This window comes from Indolivaga capnocytophagoides (assembly GCF_036511535.1).
Taxonomy (GTDB): Bacteria; Bacteroidota; Bacteroidia; order Bacteroidales; family Dysgonomonadaceae; genus Dysgonomonas_A; species Dysgonomonas_A capnocytophagoides.
The window spans coordinates 3209381-3228455 of the sequence record NZ_AP028867.1; the positions used below are offsets into that span (position 1 = coordinate 3209381).

Below are 19075 nucleotides of genomic sequence, written 5' to 3' on the forward strand. Positions count from 1 at the left end.
TATAAACTAAAAATATTACAGAGGATAAATCAATTATCTTCTGTAATGATCATAAGATATCTCAGATTGGGTATTTTTTATCTTTATATAAAGGGCTATTTAAATTCAGATAAACGACAGGCAATAAATAAGGGAGTAACATAAAGGTTACCTTTGTTACCTTTTTGGAAAACACACCCCAAAACCCTAAAGTGGATTCTCGGGTGGCAGCAACATCTCCTTTAAGGGACAGAGGGGGAAAAGGTAATATCCCGAAAGCGAACACAAAGGATGTCACCTTTGTTACTTTTTATACATACTGAATCATAAAATATCGGTGATTCTGCAAAATACAACATAACTTGTGACTTTTAAGAGTAAAAGAATACTAATAAATAACACATCAAGAAAACAATACATACTCATTATACAACTTATTTGATATGATATATCTCGAAGCTAAAAATGTCATAAAACAATATGCCGGGCACAGAGCATTAAATGATGTGAGCCTAAAAGTTCCCAAAGGATGCATCTACGGACTGCTAGGCCCCAACGGAGCAGGTAAAACAACTCTGATCCGAATCATAAATCGAATTACTGCCCCCGACAGCGGCGAAATCCTTATCAACGGAAACCCATCAAAAGCATCGGATATATTCGGCATAGGATACTTACCTGAAGAAAGAGGACTATACAAAAAAATGAAAGTAGGCGAGCATGCAGTTTTCCTTGCACAACTAAAAGGACTGAGTAAAAGGGATGCTGAAGAAAAAATCGCATTCTGGTTCAGTAAATTCGACATTTCCTCATGGCGGAACAAGAAGGTTGAAGAGCTATCAAAAGGAATGCAGCAAAAAGTACAATTCATAACAACCGTTATACACGACCCCGAATTATTGATTCTGGATGAACCGTTCAGTGGATTCGATCCTGTAAACGCAGAGCTTCTCAAAAGCGAAATTCTGGAACTCAAGGCAAAGGGTAAAACAATCATCCTATCGACTCACAACATGGAATCGGTAGAAGCTCTATGTGACGAAATCACACTCATCAATAAATCGCAAGCAGTATTGCAAGGCAATGTCAAAGAAATAAGGGAAAGGTACAAGACCGGAGAATTTATGGTGGAAGTACAATCCGAATTCTTCTCTCTCGACACAAATTCTTTTAATGAGATTACCCAAGAATGTACACACCGGAAAACATCGCTGGTACGCATACGAAAATCAGAAAACATGCCGAATTCTCAGGTCATAAAAGAAATATCCGATCGATACGAGATTATCTCTTTCAATGAGATACTACCATCTATGAACGAAATATTCATTCAAACAGTAACGAACCAATGAGAGCTTTAAAACTAATTATACAAAGAGAATACCTCTCGAGGATTCAGAAAAAATCATTTCTGATAATGACCATATTAATGCCGGTTATATTTATCGCATTGATATTTGTTCCGATATGGCTGGCAGGAATCAAAGATTCTCAGGCAAAACAGATTGCCGTAATAGATTCCACCGGAAAATATGCCGATCATCTGAAATCAAACGAAGAATATGTGTTCAACATAACCGATCGCAATCCCGGAAAACTAAAAACCGACGGAGAATCCGAACTCTTCGGTGTTCTGCAAATCACAGACGATCTGGGCAATAATCCCAAAGCGGTAACTCTATACTCAGAAAAACAAGCCCCTATAGGATTGCTCGACTACATTAATTCGACTCTCTCGGAGGTCACAAAGAGCGAAAAGCTGAATAACCTTTCAAAACGTGATAATATCGATCCCGAAGTACTAACCGAAATAAGGAATATATCCCAGAGCAAAAATGATATCAACATCACCACCATGAGATGGGATGAAGACGGAGCCGAGAAAGAAACATCCACTATAATATCATCGGCTATAGGAGGCATCATCACCTTTCTGATGTACATGTTTATCCTGATGTACGGCACTATGGTAATGAATGGTGTTGTGGAAGAAAAAAGCAACCGTATTGTAGAAGTTATGATTTCGTCGGTAAAACCTTTCGACCTGATGATGGGCAAAATTATCGGGATTGGACTTGTCGGTATTACTCAATTACTCATATGGATTGTGCTTATAGGCGGTGTACTCGCCTCCGCTGGAACATTGTTTCCTCAATCAGGAATGGAAGACGCAGGATCACCACTTGACGTAAATCTATTGCTATCGGTTAACTGGATCGAGATTGTGATATGCTTCCTTCTATTCTTTATAGGCGGATACCTTATTTATGCATCTATATTTTCGATTATCGGAGCGGCAGTCGACAATGCTCAGGACACTCAGCAGTTTGTACTGCCTGTCACACTTATTTTTGTATTCGCATTATATGCAGGAATATACAGCATACAAAACCCCGATGGACCTCTGGCTTTCTGGTGTTCACTCATTCCTCTTACATCACCTATCGTAATGATGGTACGCATACCGTTCGGAGTTCCCATATGGCAGGTACTGTTATCTATTGCAATTCTGTATATCTCCATTGTATTGGTTGTAAAATTTGCGGCGAAGATATATCGTGTAGGAATCCTTATGTATGGAAAGAAACCGAATATCAAAGAAGTGATCAAATGGTTCTCTTATAAATAAAGGTCTCTGACCCTTTCATTGCTCATCCAAGTATAACAGCAATAAGCAGTTATTACTCAAAAACACAACGTTAAATTCTTTCTTTTACTTAGAGTAGACATGTCATTGAAGAATATCAAATCATACATGATGCCGATATCTATGGGTATCGGCATTTTATCTTATCCGGTATTGAGCCAACTGGCATTTCTTACCCCTTATCTCATATTCTTCATGCTGCTGCTCTCCTACTCCAATCTTTCGGTACGCCTGATCAGATTTTCCAAGTTGCATTTTTATCTTTTGGCGATACAGCTTGTGGGAAGTGTCGCTGTATACGGAATACTTTACTATTTTACCAACCCTGTAGTTGCTCAGGGTGTAATGATATGCATACTTGCTCCAACTGCAACATCCGCAGTTGTGATCACAGGTATGCTCGATGGCAACATGGCAAGCCTTACTGCTTACAGCCTACTCAGCAATCTGGCTGTAGCAATTGCTGCACCCGTTTTCTTTACGGTTATAGGAGATAATTTCAATCAGATGTCCTTTATAGGGGAGTTCTGGCAAATAGGCAAGCGTATATTTATCCTGCTCATACTGCCATTTATCATATCTATTGTTATCAGTCAGGTTTCCCCAAAGGGCCACAGCTTTATCAGAAAGCAAAAATACCTTTCGTTCTACCTGTGGAACATAGCCCTTATTATAGTCACAGCACGTACAACAAACTTTTTGTTAACAAAAGGACAAGGACATTTTCATCTCATGATCCTTATATTCGGTCTGGCTTTGGTGGTATGTATTCTCCAGTTTATAACCGGACGAAAATTGGGAAAACGATACAACGACACAGTAGCCGGAGGACAGGGTCTCGGACAGAAAAACACCATCTTAGCCATCTGGATGGCTCAGTCCTATCTCAACCCTATATCATCCATCGGACCGGGAGCATATATACTATGGCAAAATATGATCAACTCTTATCAGGTATGGCGCAAACACCACTGAATCTGAGATGTTTGAATATCCTTAACAATCAGGATATTTGTATATTCAAACATTCTTTCTAACTTTACACGCTGAAACAAGCGTCCTTTTCTGAACAAAAAAGGCAAGGCAGAAGGAGGATAAATCTCTCTCAGGGAACAAACTATTAGGCAGATATCTTTTTACAACAATATACAATTGTAATAGAATAAACGGTTATGAAGAAACTCTCAATAACATTACTCACACTTTCTCTGACATTTACTCTTATCGGGCAAAACGCCACTACAGATAAGGAAAATGTTAAAAAAGACGGGCAATATGAGAACCAATATAAAGAATCGAGCAATTTTTACATAAACTCCGATGGTCTTGTTGTATACAAGCGGAGCGGCGTTACAACTCAAGATGAGAACAGAAGCAATACTGTATCTGACAATCATCAAACAACAGAGACAGCCGATTACAGCAATACCACAAATGAAACAGTTCAAACCAAAGGTACTCCGGTCATTGTTAAGAAAGAGGCATATGACAACAATTCAAGCCGGACCGAAAACAAAGAGGAAGAACCTGTTTTAATAAAAGCAACTAAAAAAGCTCCGATTAATGAGTATACTGCCGAAGAGCAGACCTATACACCACCAGTTTCGGTAAGCAGTAGTACAGCAACAGGAATCAAAAAAGAAGCTATGACTGTAGATGAATCAATTTCCATCAATAGCAAGCCCGAAAACCTTAACAATTCGGATGAAGAAAGTGTTAACTATGGGGCGATCAATTCCTCCAAGAAAGACAAGAAAAACGCTGATAAATCGATAAGCGGCGAAGAAGCCAAAAAGAAATACAAGAAATATAACACTTACGAAAAACGTCCTTCTCAATACAAAAACATTGAAGAAGCGGCATTGGCTGTGGATGCCATGATCGAAGAGTTAAAAAAGAACCAGACGCAAACAACGGGAGCAAGGTCAATGTCTTCGAGACTATCGACCGGAGCTAACCGTGCCAGCTTAAAGAAAAAACCACTCAGCAGCTCTTCATTCTCTGGCACTTATAATACAAGTTCGCAGGCTTCGGGAAAGCCGGCTTCTACACAAACCCCAGAACAGGACAGCGCATGGGGAGATGAACCGACCTATTACATCAACGGTACAGAAGCAGAACAAAGCGATATAGACTTGCTGAGAAAAAAGGACATTATTCGGAAAGAATTTAAAATAAGGAATACAGTTTCCGGAAACCCAAACGGAGAGGTCTGGTATGAAGTAAAAGACTATAACAGACAAAAATAAGAGCTAAAACAGAAGAGAGAATCCACTTGTGATTCTCTCTTCTGTTTTAGCTCCTCAATACAGACTCTATGACCTCCGGAAAATACTTATACTCGAGCTCATGTACCTTATGGGCTACATCTTCATATGTATCATTCTTTTCCACCCGACATTTTGCCTGAAATATTATATTACCTTCATCGTAATTCTCATTAATATAGTGAATCGTTATACCCGATTCTGGCTCTCCTGCCTGCACCACTGCTTTATGCACATTATCGCCATACATACCTTTCCCCCCGAACTTAGGCAAAAGAGCAGGATGTATATTTACTATCTTATCAGGGAAAGCTTCAATTATATTGTTTGGCACCTTTAGTAGAAAACCGGCCAAAACGATAAAATCAATATGTTCACTCTTCAAAAAATCCAGAACCTTATCCGAAGAATCAAATTCAGATTTAGAAAAAGCAACAGATCTAACACCTAAACGCTTAGCTCTTTCATGAACATAAGCATCAGGCTTATTTGAGATTATAACCCCGATCCTGCAGATATTTTTATCTTTAAAGTAAGAGATGATGTTTTCGGCATTAGAACCCGATCCGGAGGCAAAAATTGCAATATTAAGCATAATTGGCTGTTTCAAATTTGCACACAAAAACAACAAATGTGCAGTTTTAACGAATTTTCTAGGCAAAATATTTGTATGATATCAATAAAATACGTTTACTTTGCATCGACAAAATTAGAAATAAAATTTAATTATTAATTAAAATCAAAAAGTTATGTCTGACGTAGCATCAAGAGTTAAAGCTATTATCGTTGATAAATTAGGTGTTGAAGAAACAGAAGTTACTAATGCAGCAAGTTTCACTAACGACCTTGGCGCTGACTCGCTTGACACAGTAGAACTTATCATGGAATTCGAAAAAGAATTCGGTATTTCTATTCCAGATGATCAAGCTGAAAAAATCTCTACAGTAGGAGACGCTATCGCTTATATTGAAGCTAACGCAAAATAATCTTTTTTCCACTAATCATAAATTATGGAATTAAAAAGAGTAGTAGTAACGGGTTTAGGAGCAGTAACACCGCTTGGTAATGATGTGGCAACCACATGGAATAATGCCATAAACGGAGTTAGTGGTGCTGGACCCATTACTCAATTTGATGCATCGAAATTCAAAACACAGTTTGCCTGTGAAGTAAAAGATTTCGATGTAACGAAATATCTCGACAGAAAAGAAGCACGTAAGTGCGACAGATATACACAATTGGCTATTGCGGCCTCAGAAGAAGCTATTGCGGACTCTGGACTTAAGTTTGAAACTGAAAATTGCGATAAAATCGGAGTCATTGTATCTGCCGGAATCGGAGGTATAAAAACATTTGAAGAAGAAGTTGGCTATTATTACCAAAATAAGGAAATGGGCCCTAAATTCAATCCGTTTTTTATACCGAAAATGATTGCAGATATCGCATCCGGTCATATCTCAATGAGGCATGGTCTTCGCGGACCTAACTTCGGAACGGTTTCAGCTTGCGCATCATCAACCCACAGTGCTATCTCGGCTTTTGATATTATCCGTTTAGGTAAAGCAAATGTCATGGTAGTCGGAGGAGCCGAAGCTACTATCAGCGAATCGGCTGTTGGTGGATTTAATGCCATGACTGCCCTGTCGACAAGAAACGATTCTCCTCAAACCGCATCACGTCCATTCAGCGCCAGTCGCGATGGTTTTGTTATGGGAGAAGGATCAGCTTGTCTTATTTTCGAAGAGTTGGAGCACGCATTAGCTCGTGGAGCCAAAATATACGCAGAAGTCGTAGGAGGAGGAATGTCAGCCGATGCTTATCACCTGACATCATCTCACCCCGAAGGGCTTGGTGCTAAGATTGTAATGAAAGCAGCTTTGGAAGATGCCAACATGAAACCCGAAGAAATAGACTACGTAAATGTTCACGGAACATCTACACCTGTAGGAGATCCTTCGGAAATAAAAGCAATCAAAGATATATTTGGCGAATCAGCTTACAAACTGAATATCAGTTCGACAAAATCAATGACCGGACACCTTTTAGGTGCTGCTGGAGCTATGGAATCTTTATTCTGTGTACTATCTGTACAGAATGACATAGTACCTCCTACAATCAACTTCACTGAAGGTGACGAAGATCCTGAAATTGATTACAAATTGAATCTGACTTTCAATAAAGCTCAAAAACGTGAGGTACGTGCAGCACTTTCCAATACTTTCGGGTTTGGAGGACATAATGCATGTGTAATTGTGAAGAAGTTTAAGAAGTAAGAAGTGCTTAAAAAACTATATCGAACTGTAAGGCTTTTTCCTCACATAGGGAAAGAGCCTTATGTTTCTTTTTTCAAAATACTCAATTTCTATCCGTACAATATAACTTTGTACGAACAGGCTTTATTGCATAAATCGTCATCAATAAAATTAAAGGATGGGCGTTGGATAAACAACGAACGTCTCGAGTTTTTAGGTGACGCCATCTTAGATGCAATAGTAGCCGATATTGTATTTAAAGAGTTCGAATATAAGAAAGAGGGATTCCTGACAAATATGCGGTCTAAAATCGTACAGAGGGAAACACTCAATAAGCTCGCTTTGGATCTGGGCTTAGACCGATTGATCAAATCATCGGCAAAAACAGCCAACCACAAAACACATATGTATGGGAATGCACTAGAAGCTCTGATCGGAGCAATTTATCTGGATCAAGGATACCGTGTGGCAAAACATTTCGTACACGAAAGACTTATCCTGACTTATCTGAATATGGAATCGGTTGCACAACAGGAAGTTAATTTCAAATCGAGATTGATAGAATGGAGCCAGAAAAACAAAATACCGGTAGAATTCAGGTTAGTAGAGTCGTTTGTTGATGAAAACAACAATCCCATTTTCATCACATCTGTGTTCGTATACAACGTCGAATGCGGAAAAGGAAAAGGATTCTCAAAAAAAGAATCCCAACAAAAAGCAGCCGAAGAAGCTTATCATAAAATAGGATACGAAAAAGACTTCGTAAAAGACATCCTGATCCTTAAAGAAAAAGAGGATGCGGATGCAGCAAAAGAGTCAGAAGAAGAAAATACTCCTACAGAAAGAGACCCTTCGGATCAACCTTCTTGAGGAAACCTCTTTTCGATAATCACAAACTCATATCCATCTTTTTCGAAAGTCTGTCCGGTAGGCTCAAAACCAAACTTCTTGTAAAAGTCTATTTTTCCGACACGGGCATTACACCATACACGGGGAAACTGCATATCTCTGGCATAATCCAAAATCCATTTAACCAGCTGCGAAGCATATCCTTTTCCTTGGAATTCTTCGAGCGTCGCCAACTTACGAAACTGTAACTCACCGTTGTTCAAAAATATCGATACTACACTGACAGGATTATCATTCTTATGATAGCCTATATGTATTCCCTTGTCATCGTCGGCAAGGATTACAACCTCTTTAGGTTTACCAGGATACATCACTTTATGCCTGATCTCTAAAACCTGATCGTATGGAACTTCGTTAATCATTACAAATTGAGTTTTTTAGGAGAACGAAGGTAAGATTCTACTTCGAAAGAATGTATATTTGTATTATAGAAAATTATAAAACGTATGAAAAAAGCTTGTTTTTTGCTTATTGCAGTAACGATTGCAGTCTCATCTTTTGCTCAATCGTTAAATCTGAAAGATATCACCTCGGGAGTTTATCGTCCTAAGGGAGTGCCGGCAACAGTATCATCCGCTGATGGAGAGTTTTATTATCAGCCCAATACAGAGCAAACCCAAATAATCAAATATTCATACAAAACAGGCCAACCCGTTGCTACAGTCTTTGACGTATCAACTGCGAGAGATTGCAATATATCTAAATTCGAAGGATACCTGATGAGCCCCGATGAAAACCGCCTATTAGTTTACACAAGCAGCGAACCGATATACAGACGTTCATTTAAAGCCGATTATTACTATTTCGATATACGCCGCAATCTGATAAAAAAACTGACCGAGAATAAGTCAAAACAACAATCTCCTGTTTTTTCACGTGACGGACGTATGCTTGCATATGTTACCGATAATAACATATGGCTTGCAAAATTCGATTATGGAACAGAATCTCAGATAACTAAAGACGGAGCATTCGGAAAAATTATCAATGGAGCAACCGATTGGGCTTATGAAGAAGAATTCACCGTTACAGAACTGATGGACTTCTCTCCGGATAACAAACTGCTTGCATTCGTAAAATTTGACGAAACCAATGTTCCCGAATTTTCTTTCCAAAACTTCAAACATCAGCTTTACCCTACCCTGCAATCGTTTAAATACCCGAAGGCAGGAGAAGCAAATTCTAAAGTAAGCTGCAACGTTTTTGATATTGAGTCCAAAACAATAAGAGATATTAAGTTTCCGGCGAATACCTCTTTCGAATATATCCCTAAGATAGTTTTTGCCCCGAATTCACAACTGGCTGTACTTACATTAAACAGAGAACAGAACGACTTCAACATGTATTTTTCTGATCCCCGAAGCCTCATCAGTAAACTAATTCTGAGAGAACAGAACGACAGATATATCAATTTCGACTTCTTTAACTCTATCCATTTCATCGGAGATCAATTTACATATATAAGCGAAAAAAGCGGTTACAGCCACATATATCTTTACTCAATGGCAGGAGTACAGCAAAAACAGCTTACTTCGGGCAATTATGATGTAACCGGGATATTAGCATGCGATCCGGTAAGCAAATCGGTATTTTATGAGGCAGCGGAAGACAGCCCACTTCAAAGAGGTATCTACAAAGTGGATTTGGTAAAAGGAACAAAAACTAAACTATCTGCTAAAGCAGGATACAATACAGCAATATTCAGTTCGAACGGAAAATACTATATCAATAACTGGTCGAATACCAATACTCCAAACTTAATCACTTTGAACGATGCTTCGGGCAAAGAACTACGGGTATTGGAAGATAATAAAGCTTTACAAAACAAGGTGGCGTCTGCAGGAATACCCAAGAAAGAATTCATCACAGTACAGGGAGCAGACGGATCCAACCTGAATGCATGGATCATGAAACCTCTCAATTTCAACCCATCTCAACAATATCCATTGTTAATGGTACAGTACAGCGGACCGGATTCACAGGAAGTATTAGACCGTTTCAATATCGACTGGGTACATTACCTTGTTAATCAAGGCTATATTGTAGCATCTGTTGATGGCAGAGGAACAGGAGCCCGAGGTCAGGAATTCCGCAAATGCACATACATGAATTTAGGCATCAAAGAATCTGATGATCAGATTGCTGCTGCAAAATACTTCGCCACATTATCTTACATCAATCCTTCGGATATCTCAATCTGGGGATGGAGCTACGGCGGCTATAATGTATTAATGAGCCTCAGCCGAAGTCAAGGTGTATTCCGGTCCGGAGTTGCTATTGCACCTGTCACTGACTATAGATATTACGATTCGGTATATACCGAGAGATATATGCGTACACCTCAGCAAAATGAAGCCGGCTACGCAAATGGTTCCCCGATTAATCTGGCATCGTCTCTATCAGGAAAACTGCTATTGATACATGGTACAGCGGATGACAACGTACATTTCCAAAATACTGTAGACTACACATCATCTTTGATAAAGGCAGGCAAACAATTTGACCTGTTTGTATTCCCCGATCTAAACCATTCGATATTGGGAAGTGATAATAGAACATATTTATATACAAAAATCATTCATTTTCTCAATCAGAAATAAAAAAAAGAGAATCGCTAATCCGATCTGTTTACAAAAAGATAAAAGATGAAATATATCATTATTTCATCTTTTTTTTATCCTTTTCCGCCAAAAGTCAAAGTATTTTCAGAAATGATTTATTACATTGCAGTCAAGAACGCTGTTAGGACAATTTCACTCACTAAAATCTTTCTAAAAAAAATAAACAAAAGGTAATAATGTTTGTTTTATATATCATAATAATAATATCCGAAGATATATTATTTACTCATAACAAGCTTAGACTATTATGTTTACCAAAACCAGCAAAAAAAGTCTAAGACATTAATTTGATAATAAGAAGATAATAGAAAGAAAAAATTGATCTCTAACACTTTAAAAGCATGCACTTTTAACATGCAATACATGGCTTAGGGATATTTATATTATGATTACAAAAGGTGTCAAAAAATACTTGATTAACCCGTCTTTGGGCTTAATCATAGGAGTCTTATTCATTGTATTATTCTGGACTACAAATAATGTACTCTATTCATTAGCTATATCGATCTTTGTTTCGATATTGGCAGACGTATGTTTGAGATTATATACAAAAGCGAGTGTTTGCGGACTGATATTTCTGTTCAATTCATTTGCTCTGGGACTCACACTTATTATCAGGCTGCTTACAGCACCACAGGATTTGCCACCGGTATTTTTCCTTGCATTTTATTTTGTCATTCTGACCACTTTTCTTACTGTGGCCAGACTATCCAAAACATACATAAGCATGTATCTTGGAAAGAAAAAAAGTATTGTACAGAAAACATTCCTGAGCGAAGTATTCGATATCGCCCGGTTATCGCAATATATTCTGACACCTTACATATTTGTACTGCTGATCTATTCATTCAAGCAACCGGTAAAATACCTGTGGGAAGTTAATTTAATTATATACGGTATTGTCCCTGTTATAATATTTCTATTTATTGTCATCTACGAAGAAGTTAAAACCCGCAGGATCATCAAACAATTGAGAAAAGAAGAATGGCTGCCTATAGTTAACGAATCAGGAGAAGTTACAGGAAGAATCGCACGCTCTGTTTCTTCTAAAATGAAAAATAGATTCATGCATCCGGTTGTTCGGGTTGCACTTATACACAAAGGAGATGTTTACTTGCAAAAACGGTCAGAAACAGACACTCTTGATCCCGGATCATACGATCATCCATTCGAGAAATACATGTTATTCAACCACGAAATAAATATTGCAGTACGAAACAGTATCTCACGGGCATTAAACATGCAGGAACTGCCGTTTAATTTTCTTATCAAGTATGTATATGAAAATGAAGAAACCAAACGATTGATATTTCTTTTTATCGCACGTATTGAAACAGAAGAACAATTAAAAAGCATAAGTCTGCTTAATGGTAAATTCTGGACAGCGAAGCAGATTGAAGAAAGCTTCTCGGATGAAAAAGTTTTCTCCGAATGCTTCCAATTAGAATACGAGTACCTGAAAAATGTAGTAATTCAGGCAGAACTTGTTAAAAACGAGATTATAAAATAAAAGATAAATAAATCTAAGTAAAAAGCCTGTTTTCATCTGGAAAGCAGGCTTTTATTTTACCATCCAAAATACCGCATCTATGGTATTTTCAAGAATATTAACATCCCATACCTTTGCTTTTGTAAAAAATAAAGAAAAATATGGGGTTACACAATTATCAAAAAGAACAGATCCTTAGATTATTGGGATTCGGACTTTTATCAGGACTTTTCAAAATTAGAATCCAAGCGGTTTTCATGCGATGTTGTTGATCATATTTTAGAATAAAGTATCATTATCAGAAACTCAACATCAATAAAAAAACCGAAAAATGAAAAGAATAATATATTCAGTATTAACACTTTTAGCATTAGGATCAACTACCGTATTTGCTCAGAAGTTAACAACTATCAAAGGAAAAATCTACGATCAGAATACTCCGCTCGCAGGGGCTATTGTCAGAATAGAAGGTACTAATATAAATACCGTAACCAACGACGACGGAACATACGAAATAAAGACTGCTCCGGGTTCATATACCCTTGCTGCCAGTTATTTGGGATATGACCAGAAATGGGCAAAAATCATATTAGAAGAAAATCAGGACGGAAAACAGGATTTCCAACTGTCACAAAAAGAATTAGGAGAGGTAGTAGTTCTTGGTTCACGCGGAGGAGGAAGGTCTCGCCTCGAAACACCCGTTCCAGTGGATGTTATAGACGCGCAGACTCTGAAAGACGTTCCACAGGTCTCACTTACCCAGATCTTAAACTATGTAGTCCCTTCTTTTAACTCCAACACACAGGTTATCAGCGATGGTACAGACCACATAGACCCGGCTACGTTGAGAGGACTAGGTCCTGATCAGGTATTAGTACTTATCAACGGTAAACGCCGTCATACGACCTCGCTTATCAATATCAACGGAACAGTAGGTAAAGGATCGGTAGGAACAGACCTTAACGCAATTCCCACATCCGCCATCAAACGCATCGAAGTATTACGTGACGGAGCAGCAGCTCAATACGGATCTGATGCTATTGCCGGAGTAATAAATATCATTCTGGAAGATTCCACTGATAAGCTAAAATTCAGTACATCGGCAGGAGGATATTGGTCTAAAAACTCAGAAGATGATTTCGATGGAGAAAGAGTGGATGTTGATCTCAATTACGGGATTAAATTAGGAGACAAAGGTGGATTCCTTAATTTCTCGGGAGTTTACAGCGATCGTAAGCCAACTAACCGACAGAAAGAATTTACAGGAACTATCTTCAGCGATTACAACCGCCCCGACCTATACCCGAACCCTACAGGAAAAGACATAACAGACGAAGAATTAGCCCGTAGAGGAGAAACTCGTGCAGACTATGTTTCCCGTATCGGACAATCGAAAACCAGAGGAGGTGCAGCCTTTTTCAATGGTGTATTACCTCTTAAAAACGAAACTGAGATTTATGCATTCGGGGGACTAAATTACAGAGAAGGTGAATCGGCAGCATTCCGCCGCCAGCCGGCTCAAATCACTCAGAATATTTCCGAAATATATCCCGATGGATTTTTGCCACTTATCGCAACCAACAATTACGATAAATCTTTATCAGCCGGAATCAGGGGCGTAGTATCAGGATGGCATGTCGATTTATCAAATACTTACGGGAATAATACAATTGATTTCAATACAGAAAACAGTTTGAATGCTTCTTTAGGAAAAAGTTCTCCGACAAGTTTTGATGCCGGCGGATACGGCTTTACCCAAAATACAACCAATCTGGATATAGACCGCAATTTTGCTGACGCCCTGTCCGGAGTCAACCTGGCATTCGGAGTAGAACACCGATACGAAAACTACATCATCCGTGAAGGAGAAGAATCATCATATCGCGACTATGGCAAAGCAAATAAAGTAGGAACGGATGTAAACGGAAATCCGATCTATGTATCTGATATCAACGGTTCGGTTCAAACCCTTTTCGCTGAAAACGGTTCAGCTTATGCGGGAGGAGCTCAGGCTTTCCCCGGATTCAGACCCGAGAATGCAACCAATTCACGCAGGTCATCAGTAGCCGCTTACGGAGATGTAGAGGTAAACTTTACTCCTCAATGGTTAGTTGCGGGAGCCCTTCGTTTCGAGAACTATTCTGATTTTGGTTCCACTCTCAACTGGAAAGTATCTACTCGTTACAAGGTCAACGATATCCTTTCGTTTCGTGCTGCCGCCAATACAGGATTCAGAGCTCCTTCGCTGCATCAACGATATTTCAGTGCTACATCAAGTGTCTGGACAGATGGCGTAATCGTCCAATCCGGAACTTTCACCAACGACAGTCGTGCAGCTAAATTATTAGGTATTCCAAAACTGAAAGAAGAAAAATCATTCAGTGTAAGCGGAGGCTTCACTGCTAACTTCGGAAAATTCAAAGCAACTGTCGACGGATACTTTATCCGCATAGATGACCGCATTATTTACACAGGACAATTCAAAGGAGATAATTCGGCAAATGCATCCGAACAAGATAAAGAAATATATCAGCTATTGAATCAGGTGGGAGCATCATCGGCTCGTTTCTTTGCCAATGCAATAGATACCGAAACCAAAGGTATAGACGCAGTACTGACTTATCAGGATCAAATAGGAAAAGGAAATTTGAGAGTCGATCTGGCAGGAACATTTTCGAAAACCAATATTGTAGGAGACGTACACTCATCGACTATTCTCGCCGGAAAAGAAAGCTCGTATCTCGACAGGGCAAGCCGCATTTACATAGAATCTGCTACCCCAAGAGTAAAAGTGAACCTGGGTATTAATTACAGTCTCGACAAATGGTCGTTCTTGGTACGCAATGTATATTTCGGGTCTACCGATGCAGCTACCAATGTAGAAGCAGATGCACAAACATACGATCCAAGAATCATAACAGACCTTGTCGTTGGTTATGACCTCAATAAAAATCTAAAACTAAGCCTTGGCTCGAATAATGTATTCGACATCTATCCTGATAAAAACAATGCAGGAAACAGAGGAGCAGGATATTTTATCTACTCACGTACAGGACAGCAATTCGGATTCAACGGACGTTATGTTTTTGCCAGAGTCGGATTGACTATATAATAGACATCTATTAATTACCAGTAAATAAAAATTGCCGGATTGTATTACAGCAATCCGGTATTTTTTATATTTGCAACATACACAGAAATTCAAAATCGAGATGAAAATAAATCTACTCATTTCCTCTTTTATTCTATCACTAACCCTATCGGCTCAGTCGCCTACCCTTTCACCAAACGGGATGGTAGTATCTGCTCATCCTTTAGCTTCCGAAGCCGGAATAGAAATACTCAAAGAAGGGGGTAATGCTATAGATGCAGCCGTTGCCGTACAATTTGCGTTGGCTGTTGTTTATCCCAATGCAGGAAACATAGGTGGCGGAGGATTTATGGTATATCGTTCTACCGAAGGCAAAACGATAGCTTTGGATTACAGGGAAACTGCTCCAAAAAAAGCACACAGAGACATGTATCTCGACGAAAACGGGAATGCCATAACAGATAAAAGCCTATACGGAGGATTGGCTGCCGGAGTTCCCGGAACAGTAGCAGGAATGGAAGAAGCTCATCGCAAGTACGGAAAGCTATCGTGGGATAAGATACTGGCTCCGGCAATTAAACTTGCTGAAAACGGATTCGGGTTAACCGATATGCAAGTCGATGAATTAAACAAAAATAAAGATTACTTTATCCGTTATAATTCCAATGGATGTGCTTTCGTTAAAGATACGGAATGGTCTAAGGGTGACATCTTGAAGCAGCCCGATTTAGCCAAAACCCTAAAGCTTATTGCAAAAAAGGGCAGTAAAGGATTCTATCAGGGAGAAGTTGCCGATATGATAATTGCCGAAATGAAAAGGAACAATGGAATCATCTCATCAGATGATCTTAAAAATTACAAGGCAATCTGGCGTACCCCCATATCAGCCGATTATAAAAACTACAAAGTTATATCTATGCCGCCTCCTTCGAGCGGAGGTATTGCACTTATTACTCTGCTGAAAATTATTGAGAAATATCCGGTCTCGCAATGGGGTTTTCAGCAGGATTCGACAGTACAGCTGATTGTAGAAGCCGAACGCAGGGCATATGCCGACAGAGCCGAATATCTGGGAGACCCCGACTTTATAAAGGTTCCGCAGAAAGAACTGCTTGAAGCAAACTATATTGTCAGACGCATGGCAGATATAAACTTTGCGCAGGCAACACCCAGTTCGGAGATCAAACCGATAGGATTTACACCTTACGAAAGCGATCAGACCACACATTATTGTATTGTAGATAAAGACCGTAATGCTGTATCAGTTACTACGACCTTAAACGGCTCATACGGCTCGAAGGTGGTAGTAGATGGCGCAGGATTTTTATTGAACAACGAGATGGATGATTTTTCGGTTAAGCCCGGTGTACCGAATCTATATGGATTAGTGGGTGGCGAAGCAAACTCCATTGCACCCAATAAACGGATGCTAAGTTCTATGACTCCTACAATCCTCGAAAAAGAAGGTAAACTGTATATGGTTATAGGTACACCCGGAGGATCAACGATTATCACATCTGTTTTTCAGGCTATAATAAACAACATAGAATATGGATTCGATGCACAGAAATCGGTCTCTGTACCCCGCTTTCATCATCAATGGCTACCTGATGAAGTACAAGCCGAAGACGGAGCCATTACCGATGAAGTAAGGTTGCGTCTTGAGTCGAAAGGCTATAAAATAGTACCCCGCAAACCATACGGAAGAGTCGAAGCTATCATCATTAAAGCTGATGGTACACTCGAAGGAGGAGCTGATTCCAGAGGGGATGATGCTGTTGCCAGATATTAGGAATCATTTTCAGATACATATAGTCGGGCAAACTGGAGTTCTTCTGCTTGCCCGACATTTTATCTATATAAAGAGAATATGCCAATACCCTCATGAAACAATAAAAGAACAGGATAACAAGAGAAAAGATAACCGATGAAAAGATACAGAAAGGATGTTACTTTTGTAACCTTTTCATAATAGAGTTCTAACCTTTTCCCTGTTAACAGGTAATTGTTTATTGATAACCGTTTTTTTCTTAACTTTGTAGTATCATTCAAACGAAGAGGTCTCAGACCAAACCGATGCTTTGGCAAGTAGAAAAACCAGAGTTCGTTACGAGTTAAAATATATCATAAATACATTCTTTTATTTAAATATGGGAAATCTGACCGGTATAAAAAATCTGCTTTTCGACTTCGGAGGAGTTATTGTCAATATAAATAAAGACAATGCCGTAAACCGTTTCAAGGAAATAGGTGTTGATAACATAGAAGAGTATCTAGGAGAATTCCGCCAGAAAGGAATCTTTCTTGAAATAGAAGAAGGTAAAATCTCAAAAGAAGAATTCTATATTGAATTACGCAAACTGGCAGGGAAAGACATCTCAGAAGAAGATATAGACTCTGGCTGGCTGGCCTTTCTTGATGGAATACCTCAATATAAACTCGATCTATTGAAGGAGTTGCGCAAAGATTACAAAGTGTACCTGCTAAGCAATACCAATCCAATTATTATGGATTGGGCTCATTCGGCATCATTCTGTGCGACAGGAGAGACTTTATCTGATTTTTTCGACATTGCTTTTATGTCTTATAAAATAGGTCACACCAAACCTTCGAAAGAGTCGTTTGATGCGGTCATAGCTGCAGGTATCAATCCTTCTGAAACTTTGTTTCTGGACGATGGACAATCAAATCTTGATGCAGCCGAAAAGTTCGGATTCAAAACCTATCTTGTAGATCAGACCGAAGACCTGAGAAAAGTATTCGAATAAAGAGTAACCAATGCAAATTCTGAATTCAGAAAATAAAGCAGAACACAAGCCATTAGTTGCTACCATCGGTTTTTTCGATGGAGTACACTCAGGGCATAAGTTTCTGATAGATCAGTTAAAGACTGAGGCCGCAAAGAGAGGACTCCCTTCGGCTATCATCACTTTTCCTGTTCACCCCCGACGTGTACTTAACACCGAATACCAGCCGGCTTTGCTGTGCGGTTTTGAAGAAAAGGTGAAGCGAATAGAATGTACCGGTGTCGATTATTGCGAAGTACTCGATTTCACCAAAGAGATGTCTCAGATGTCAGCCAAAGACTTTATTCAGCAGGTATTGAAAAACCAGCTTGATGTAGATACCCTGCTTATCGGTTACGACCATCGCTTTGGTCATAATCGTGAAGATGGCTTTGACGAATACAAACTATACGGAGCAGAAGTTGGTATGGACGTTATACAGGCCGAAGAATTAAGCCAAAGCCTGCATGTAAGTTCATCCCGTATAAGACGCTTGCTTGGAGAAGGCGATATTGAGAAAGCGAACCAGTTACTTGGATATAATTACACCATATCAGGGCAGATTGTAGAAGGTTTTAAAGTTGGCCGCACAATTGGATTTCCGACTGCCAATATCAAAATATGGGAAGACTTCAAAGTAGTTCCGGCTTTTGGGGTTTATGCAGTGAATGTACATATTGGTGAATGCCTATATGGAGGGATGCTGTATATAGGTAAACGCCCTACTCTGCACAATGGGGATAATATCAGCCTAGAAGTGAATATATTCAATTTCAATGACGATCTGTACGGTAAATACCTATCCGTCGAGTTTTTGGAGTTTGTTCGCCCCGATGAGAAATTCAAGGATATGGAAACACTTAAGAAACATATCTATCAAGATAAAGTTAACGTCAAAAAGATATTGGATCGGAGAAATAATTCATAGAATCCCGACAACACAGCAATAAAAAAGGTCTGAGGACTTATCAAAAATATCAATGATGAATAAAGGTATTCCTTTTGCAAAAAAGAGTACCTTTATTCCAACATCA

Annotated in this window: 15 protein-coding genes; 13 read left to right on the forward strand and 2 right to left on the reverse strand. The window is 39.1% G+C overall.

Annotated features, from left to right (window positions below; translation table 11 throughout):
- Nucleotides 1-422: 422 nt before the first annotated feature.
- The 4 genes from AABJ51_RS12895 (at nt 423) to AABJ51_RS12910 (ending at nt 4875) form a co-directional block, all read left to right on the forward strand.
- Nucleotides 423-1331 (forward strand): ABC transporter ATP-binding protein, encoded by a 909-nt coding sequence (locus AABJ51_RS12895; RefSeq protein ID WP_026625927.1) that lies wholly within the window; start codon nt 423-425, stop codon nt 1329-1331.
- Complete coding sequence (locus AABJ51_RS12900; RefSeq protein ID WP_026625926.1) at nt 1328-2608, forward strand: ABC transporter permease; 1281 nt, start codon at nt 1328-1330, stop codon at nt 2606-2608. The genes AABJ51_RS12895 and AABJ51_RS12900 overlap by 4 nt, the downstream gene beginning before the upstream one ends.
- Before the next feature lie 99 nt (nt 2609-2707).
- Entirely contained in the window at nt 2708-3601 is an 894-nt protein-coding gene (locus tag AABJ51_RS12905) for a bile acid:sodium symporter family protein (RefSeq protein ID WP_338372845.1), read from the forward strand.
- Between the two features lie 197 nt (nt 3602-3798).
- Nucleotides 3799-4875: a hypothetical protein gene (locus AABJ51_RS12910; RefSeq protein WP_134437234.1), complete on the forward strand. Its 1077-nt coding sequence runs from the start codon at nt 3799-3801 to the stop codon at nt 4873-4875.
- Between the two features lie 46 nt (nt 4876-4921).
- Here AABJ51_RS12910 and purN read toward each other — a convergent pair whose 3' ends face one another.
- Nucleotides 4922-5488: a phosphoribosylglycinamide formyltransferase gene (purN, locus tag AABJ51_RS12915; RefSeq protein WP_338372846.1), complete on the reverse strand. Its 567-nt coding sequence runs from the start codon at nt 5486-5488 to the stop codon at nt 4922-4924.
- Nucleotides 5489-5642: 154 nt separating this feature from the next.
- Between purN and AABJ51_RS12920 the strand changes: the two genes are divergently transcribed.
- From AABJ51_RS12920 to rnc, 3 genes are read left to right on the forward strand one after another with little or no spacing between them, the layout of a single operon-like run.
- Nucleotides 5643-5879 (forward strand): acyl carrier protein, encoded by a 237-nt coding sequence (locus tag AABJ51_RS12920; protein WP_026625922.1) that lies wholly within the window; start codon nt 5643-5645, stop codon nt 5877-5879.
- A 24-nt stretch (nt 5880-5903) separates the two neighbouring features.
- Nucleotides 5904-7166, forward strand: coding sequence for a beta-ketoacyl-ACP synthase II (gene fabF, locus AABJ51_RS12925; protein WP_026625921.1), 1263 nt, complete (start codon nt 5904-5906; stop codon nt 7164-7166).
- A gap of 3 nt (nt 7167-7169) precedes the next feature.
- Nucleotides 7170-8015: a ribonuclease III gene (gene rnc / locus AABJ51_RS12930; protein WP_051290650.1), complete on the forward strand. Its 846-nt coding sequence runs from the start codon at nt 7170-7172 to the stop codon at nt 8013-8015.
- Here rnc and AABJ51_RS12935 read toward each other — a convergent pair.
- Nucleotides 8003-8416, reverse strand: a complete 414-nt coding sequence (locus AABJ51_RS12935; RefSeq protein ID WP_338372847.1) for a GNAT family N-acetyltransferase — start codon at nt 8414-8416, stop codon at nt 8003-8005. The genes rnc and AABJ51_RS12935 overlap by 13 nt on opposite strands.
- 84 nt (nt 8417-8500) lie before the next feature.
- Between AABJ51_RS12935 and AABJ51_RS12940 the strand changes: the two genes are divergently transcribed.
- The 6 genes from AABJ51_RS12940 (at nt 8501) to ribF (ending at nt 18969) form a co-directional block, all read left to right on the forward strand.
- Nucleotides 8501-10654, forward strand: coding sequence for a S9 family peptidase (locus AABJ51_RS12940; protein WP_338372848.1), 2154 nt, complete (start codon nt 8501-8503; stop codon nt 10652-10654).
- A 406-nt stretch (nt 10655-11060) separates the two neighbouring features.
- A complete protein-coding gene (locus AABJ51_RS12945) occupies nt 11061-12185 on the forward strand; it encodes an NUDIX hydrolase (RefSeq protein WP_026625918.1) in 1125 nt (374 codons plus the stop codon).
- 310 nt (nt 12186-12495) lie between these two features.
- Nucleotides 12496-15276, forward strand: a complete 2781-nt coding sequence (locus tag AABJ51_RS12950; protein ID WP_321577287.1) for a TonB-dependent receptor — start codon at nt 12496-12498, stop codon at nt 15274-15276.
- Nucleotides 15277-15376: 100 nt separating this feature from the next.
- Nucleotides 15377-17047, forward strand: coding sequence for a gamma-glutamyltransferase (ggt, locus tag AABJ51_RS12955; protein WP_338372849.1), 1671 nt, complete (start codon nt 15377-15379; stop codon nt 17045-17047).
- A 358-nt stretch (nt 17048-17405) separates the two neighbouring features.
- A complete protein-coding gene (locus tag AABJ51_RS12960; RefSeq protein WP_338372850.1) occupies nt 17406-18023 on the forward strand; it encodes an HAD family hydrolase in 618 nt (205 codons plus the stop codon).
- Nucleotides 18024-18033: 10 nt separating this feature from the next.
- Entirely contained in the window at nt 18034-18969 is a 936-nt protein-coding gene (gene ribF / locus AABJ51_RS12965) for a riboflavin biosynthesis protein RibF (protein WP_026625912.1), read from the forward strand.
- Nucleotides 18970-19075: the final 106 nt, after the last annotated feature.

Excerpts from the sequence above, each read along its gene's own strand:
- AABJ51_RS12940 (WP_338372848.1), top strand. The coding sequence starts at position 8,501 with ATGAAAAAAGCTTGTTTTTTGCTTATTGCAGTAACGATTGCAGTCTCA.
- AABJ51_RS12950 (WP_321577287.1), top strand. The coding sequence starts at position 12,496 with ATGAAAAGAATAATATATTCAGTATTAACACTTTTAGCATTAGGATCA.
- ribF (WP_026625912.1), top strand. The coding sequence starts at position 18,034 with ATGCAAATTCTGAATTCAGAAAATAAAGCAGAACACAAGCCATTAGTT.
- AABJ51_RS12910 (WP_134437234.1), top strand. The coding sequence starts at position 3,799 with ATGAAGAAACTCTCAATAACATTACTCACACTTTCTCTGACATTTACT.
- AABJ51_RS12920 (WP_026625922.1), top strand. The coding sequence starts at position 5,643 with ATGTCTGACGTAGCATCAAGAGTTAAAGCTATTATCGTTGATAAATTA.
- ggt (WP_338372849.1), top strand. The coding sequence starts at position 15,377 with ATGAAAATAAATCTACTCATTTCCTCTTTTATTCTATCACTAACCCTA.
- fabF (WP_026625921.1), top strand. The coding sequence starts at position 5,904 with ATGGAATTAAAAAGAGTAGTAGTAACGGGTTTAGGAGCAGTAACACCG.
- AABJ51_RS12895 (WP_026625927.1), top strand. The coding sequence starts at position 423 with ATGATATATCTCGAAGCTAAAAATGTCATAAAACAATATGCCGGGCAC.
- AABJ51_RS12935 (WP_338372847.1), bottom strand. The coding sequence starts at position 8,416 with ATGATTAACGAAGTTCCATACGATCAGGTTTTAGAGATCAGGCATAAA.
- AABJ51_RS12945 (WP_026625918.1), top strand. The coding sequence starts at position 11,061 with ATGATTACAAAAGGTGTCAAAAAATACTTGATTAACCCGTCTTTGGGC.
- AABJ51_RS12905 (WP_338372845.1), top strand. The coding sequence starts at position 2,708 with ATGTCATTGAAGAATATCAAATCATACATGATGCCGATATCTATGGGT.
- AABJ51_RS12960 (WP_338372850.1), top strand. The coding sequence starts at position 17,406 with ATGGGAAATCTGACCGGTATAAAAAATCTGCTTTTCGACTTCGGAGGA.
- AABJ51_RS12900 (WP_026625926.1), top strand. The coding sequence starts at position 1,328 with ATGAGAGCTTTAAAACTAATTATACAAAGAGAATACCTCTCGAGGATT.
- purN (WP_338372846.1), bottom strand. The coding sequence starts at position 5,488 with ATGCTTAATATTGCAATTTTTGCCTCCGGATCGGGTTCTAATGCCGAA.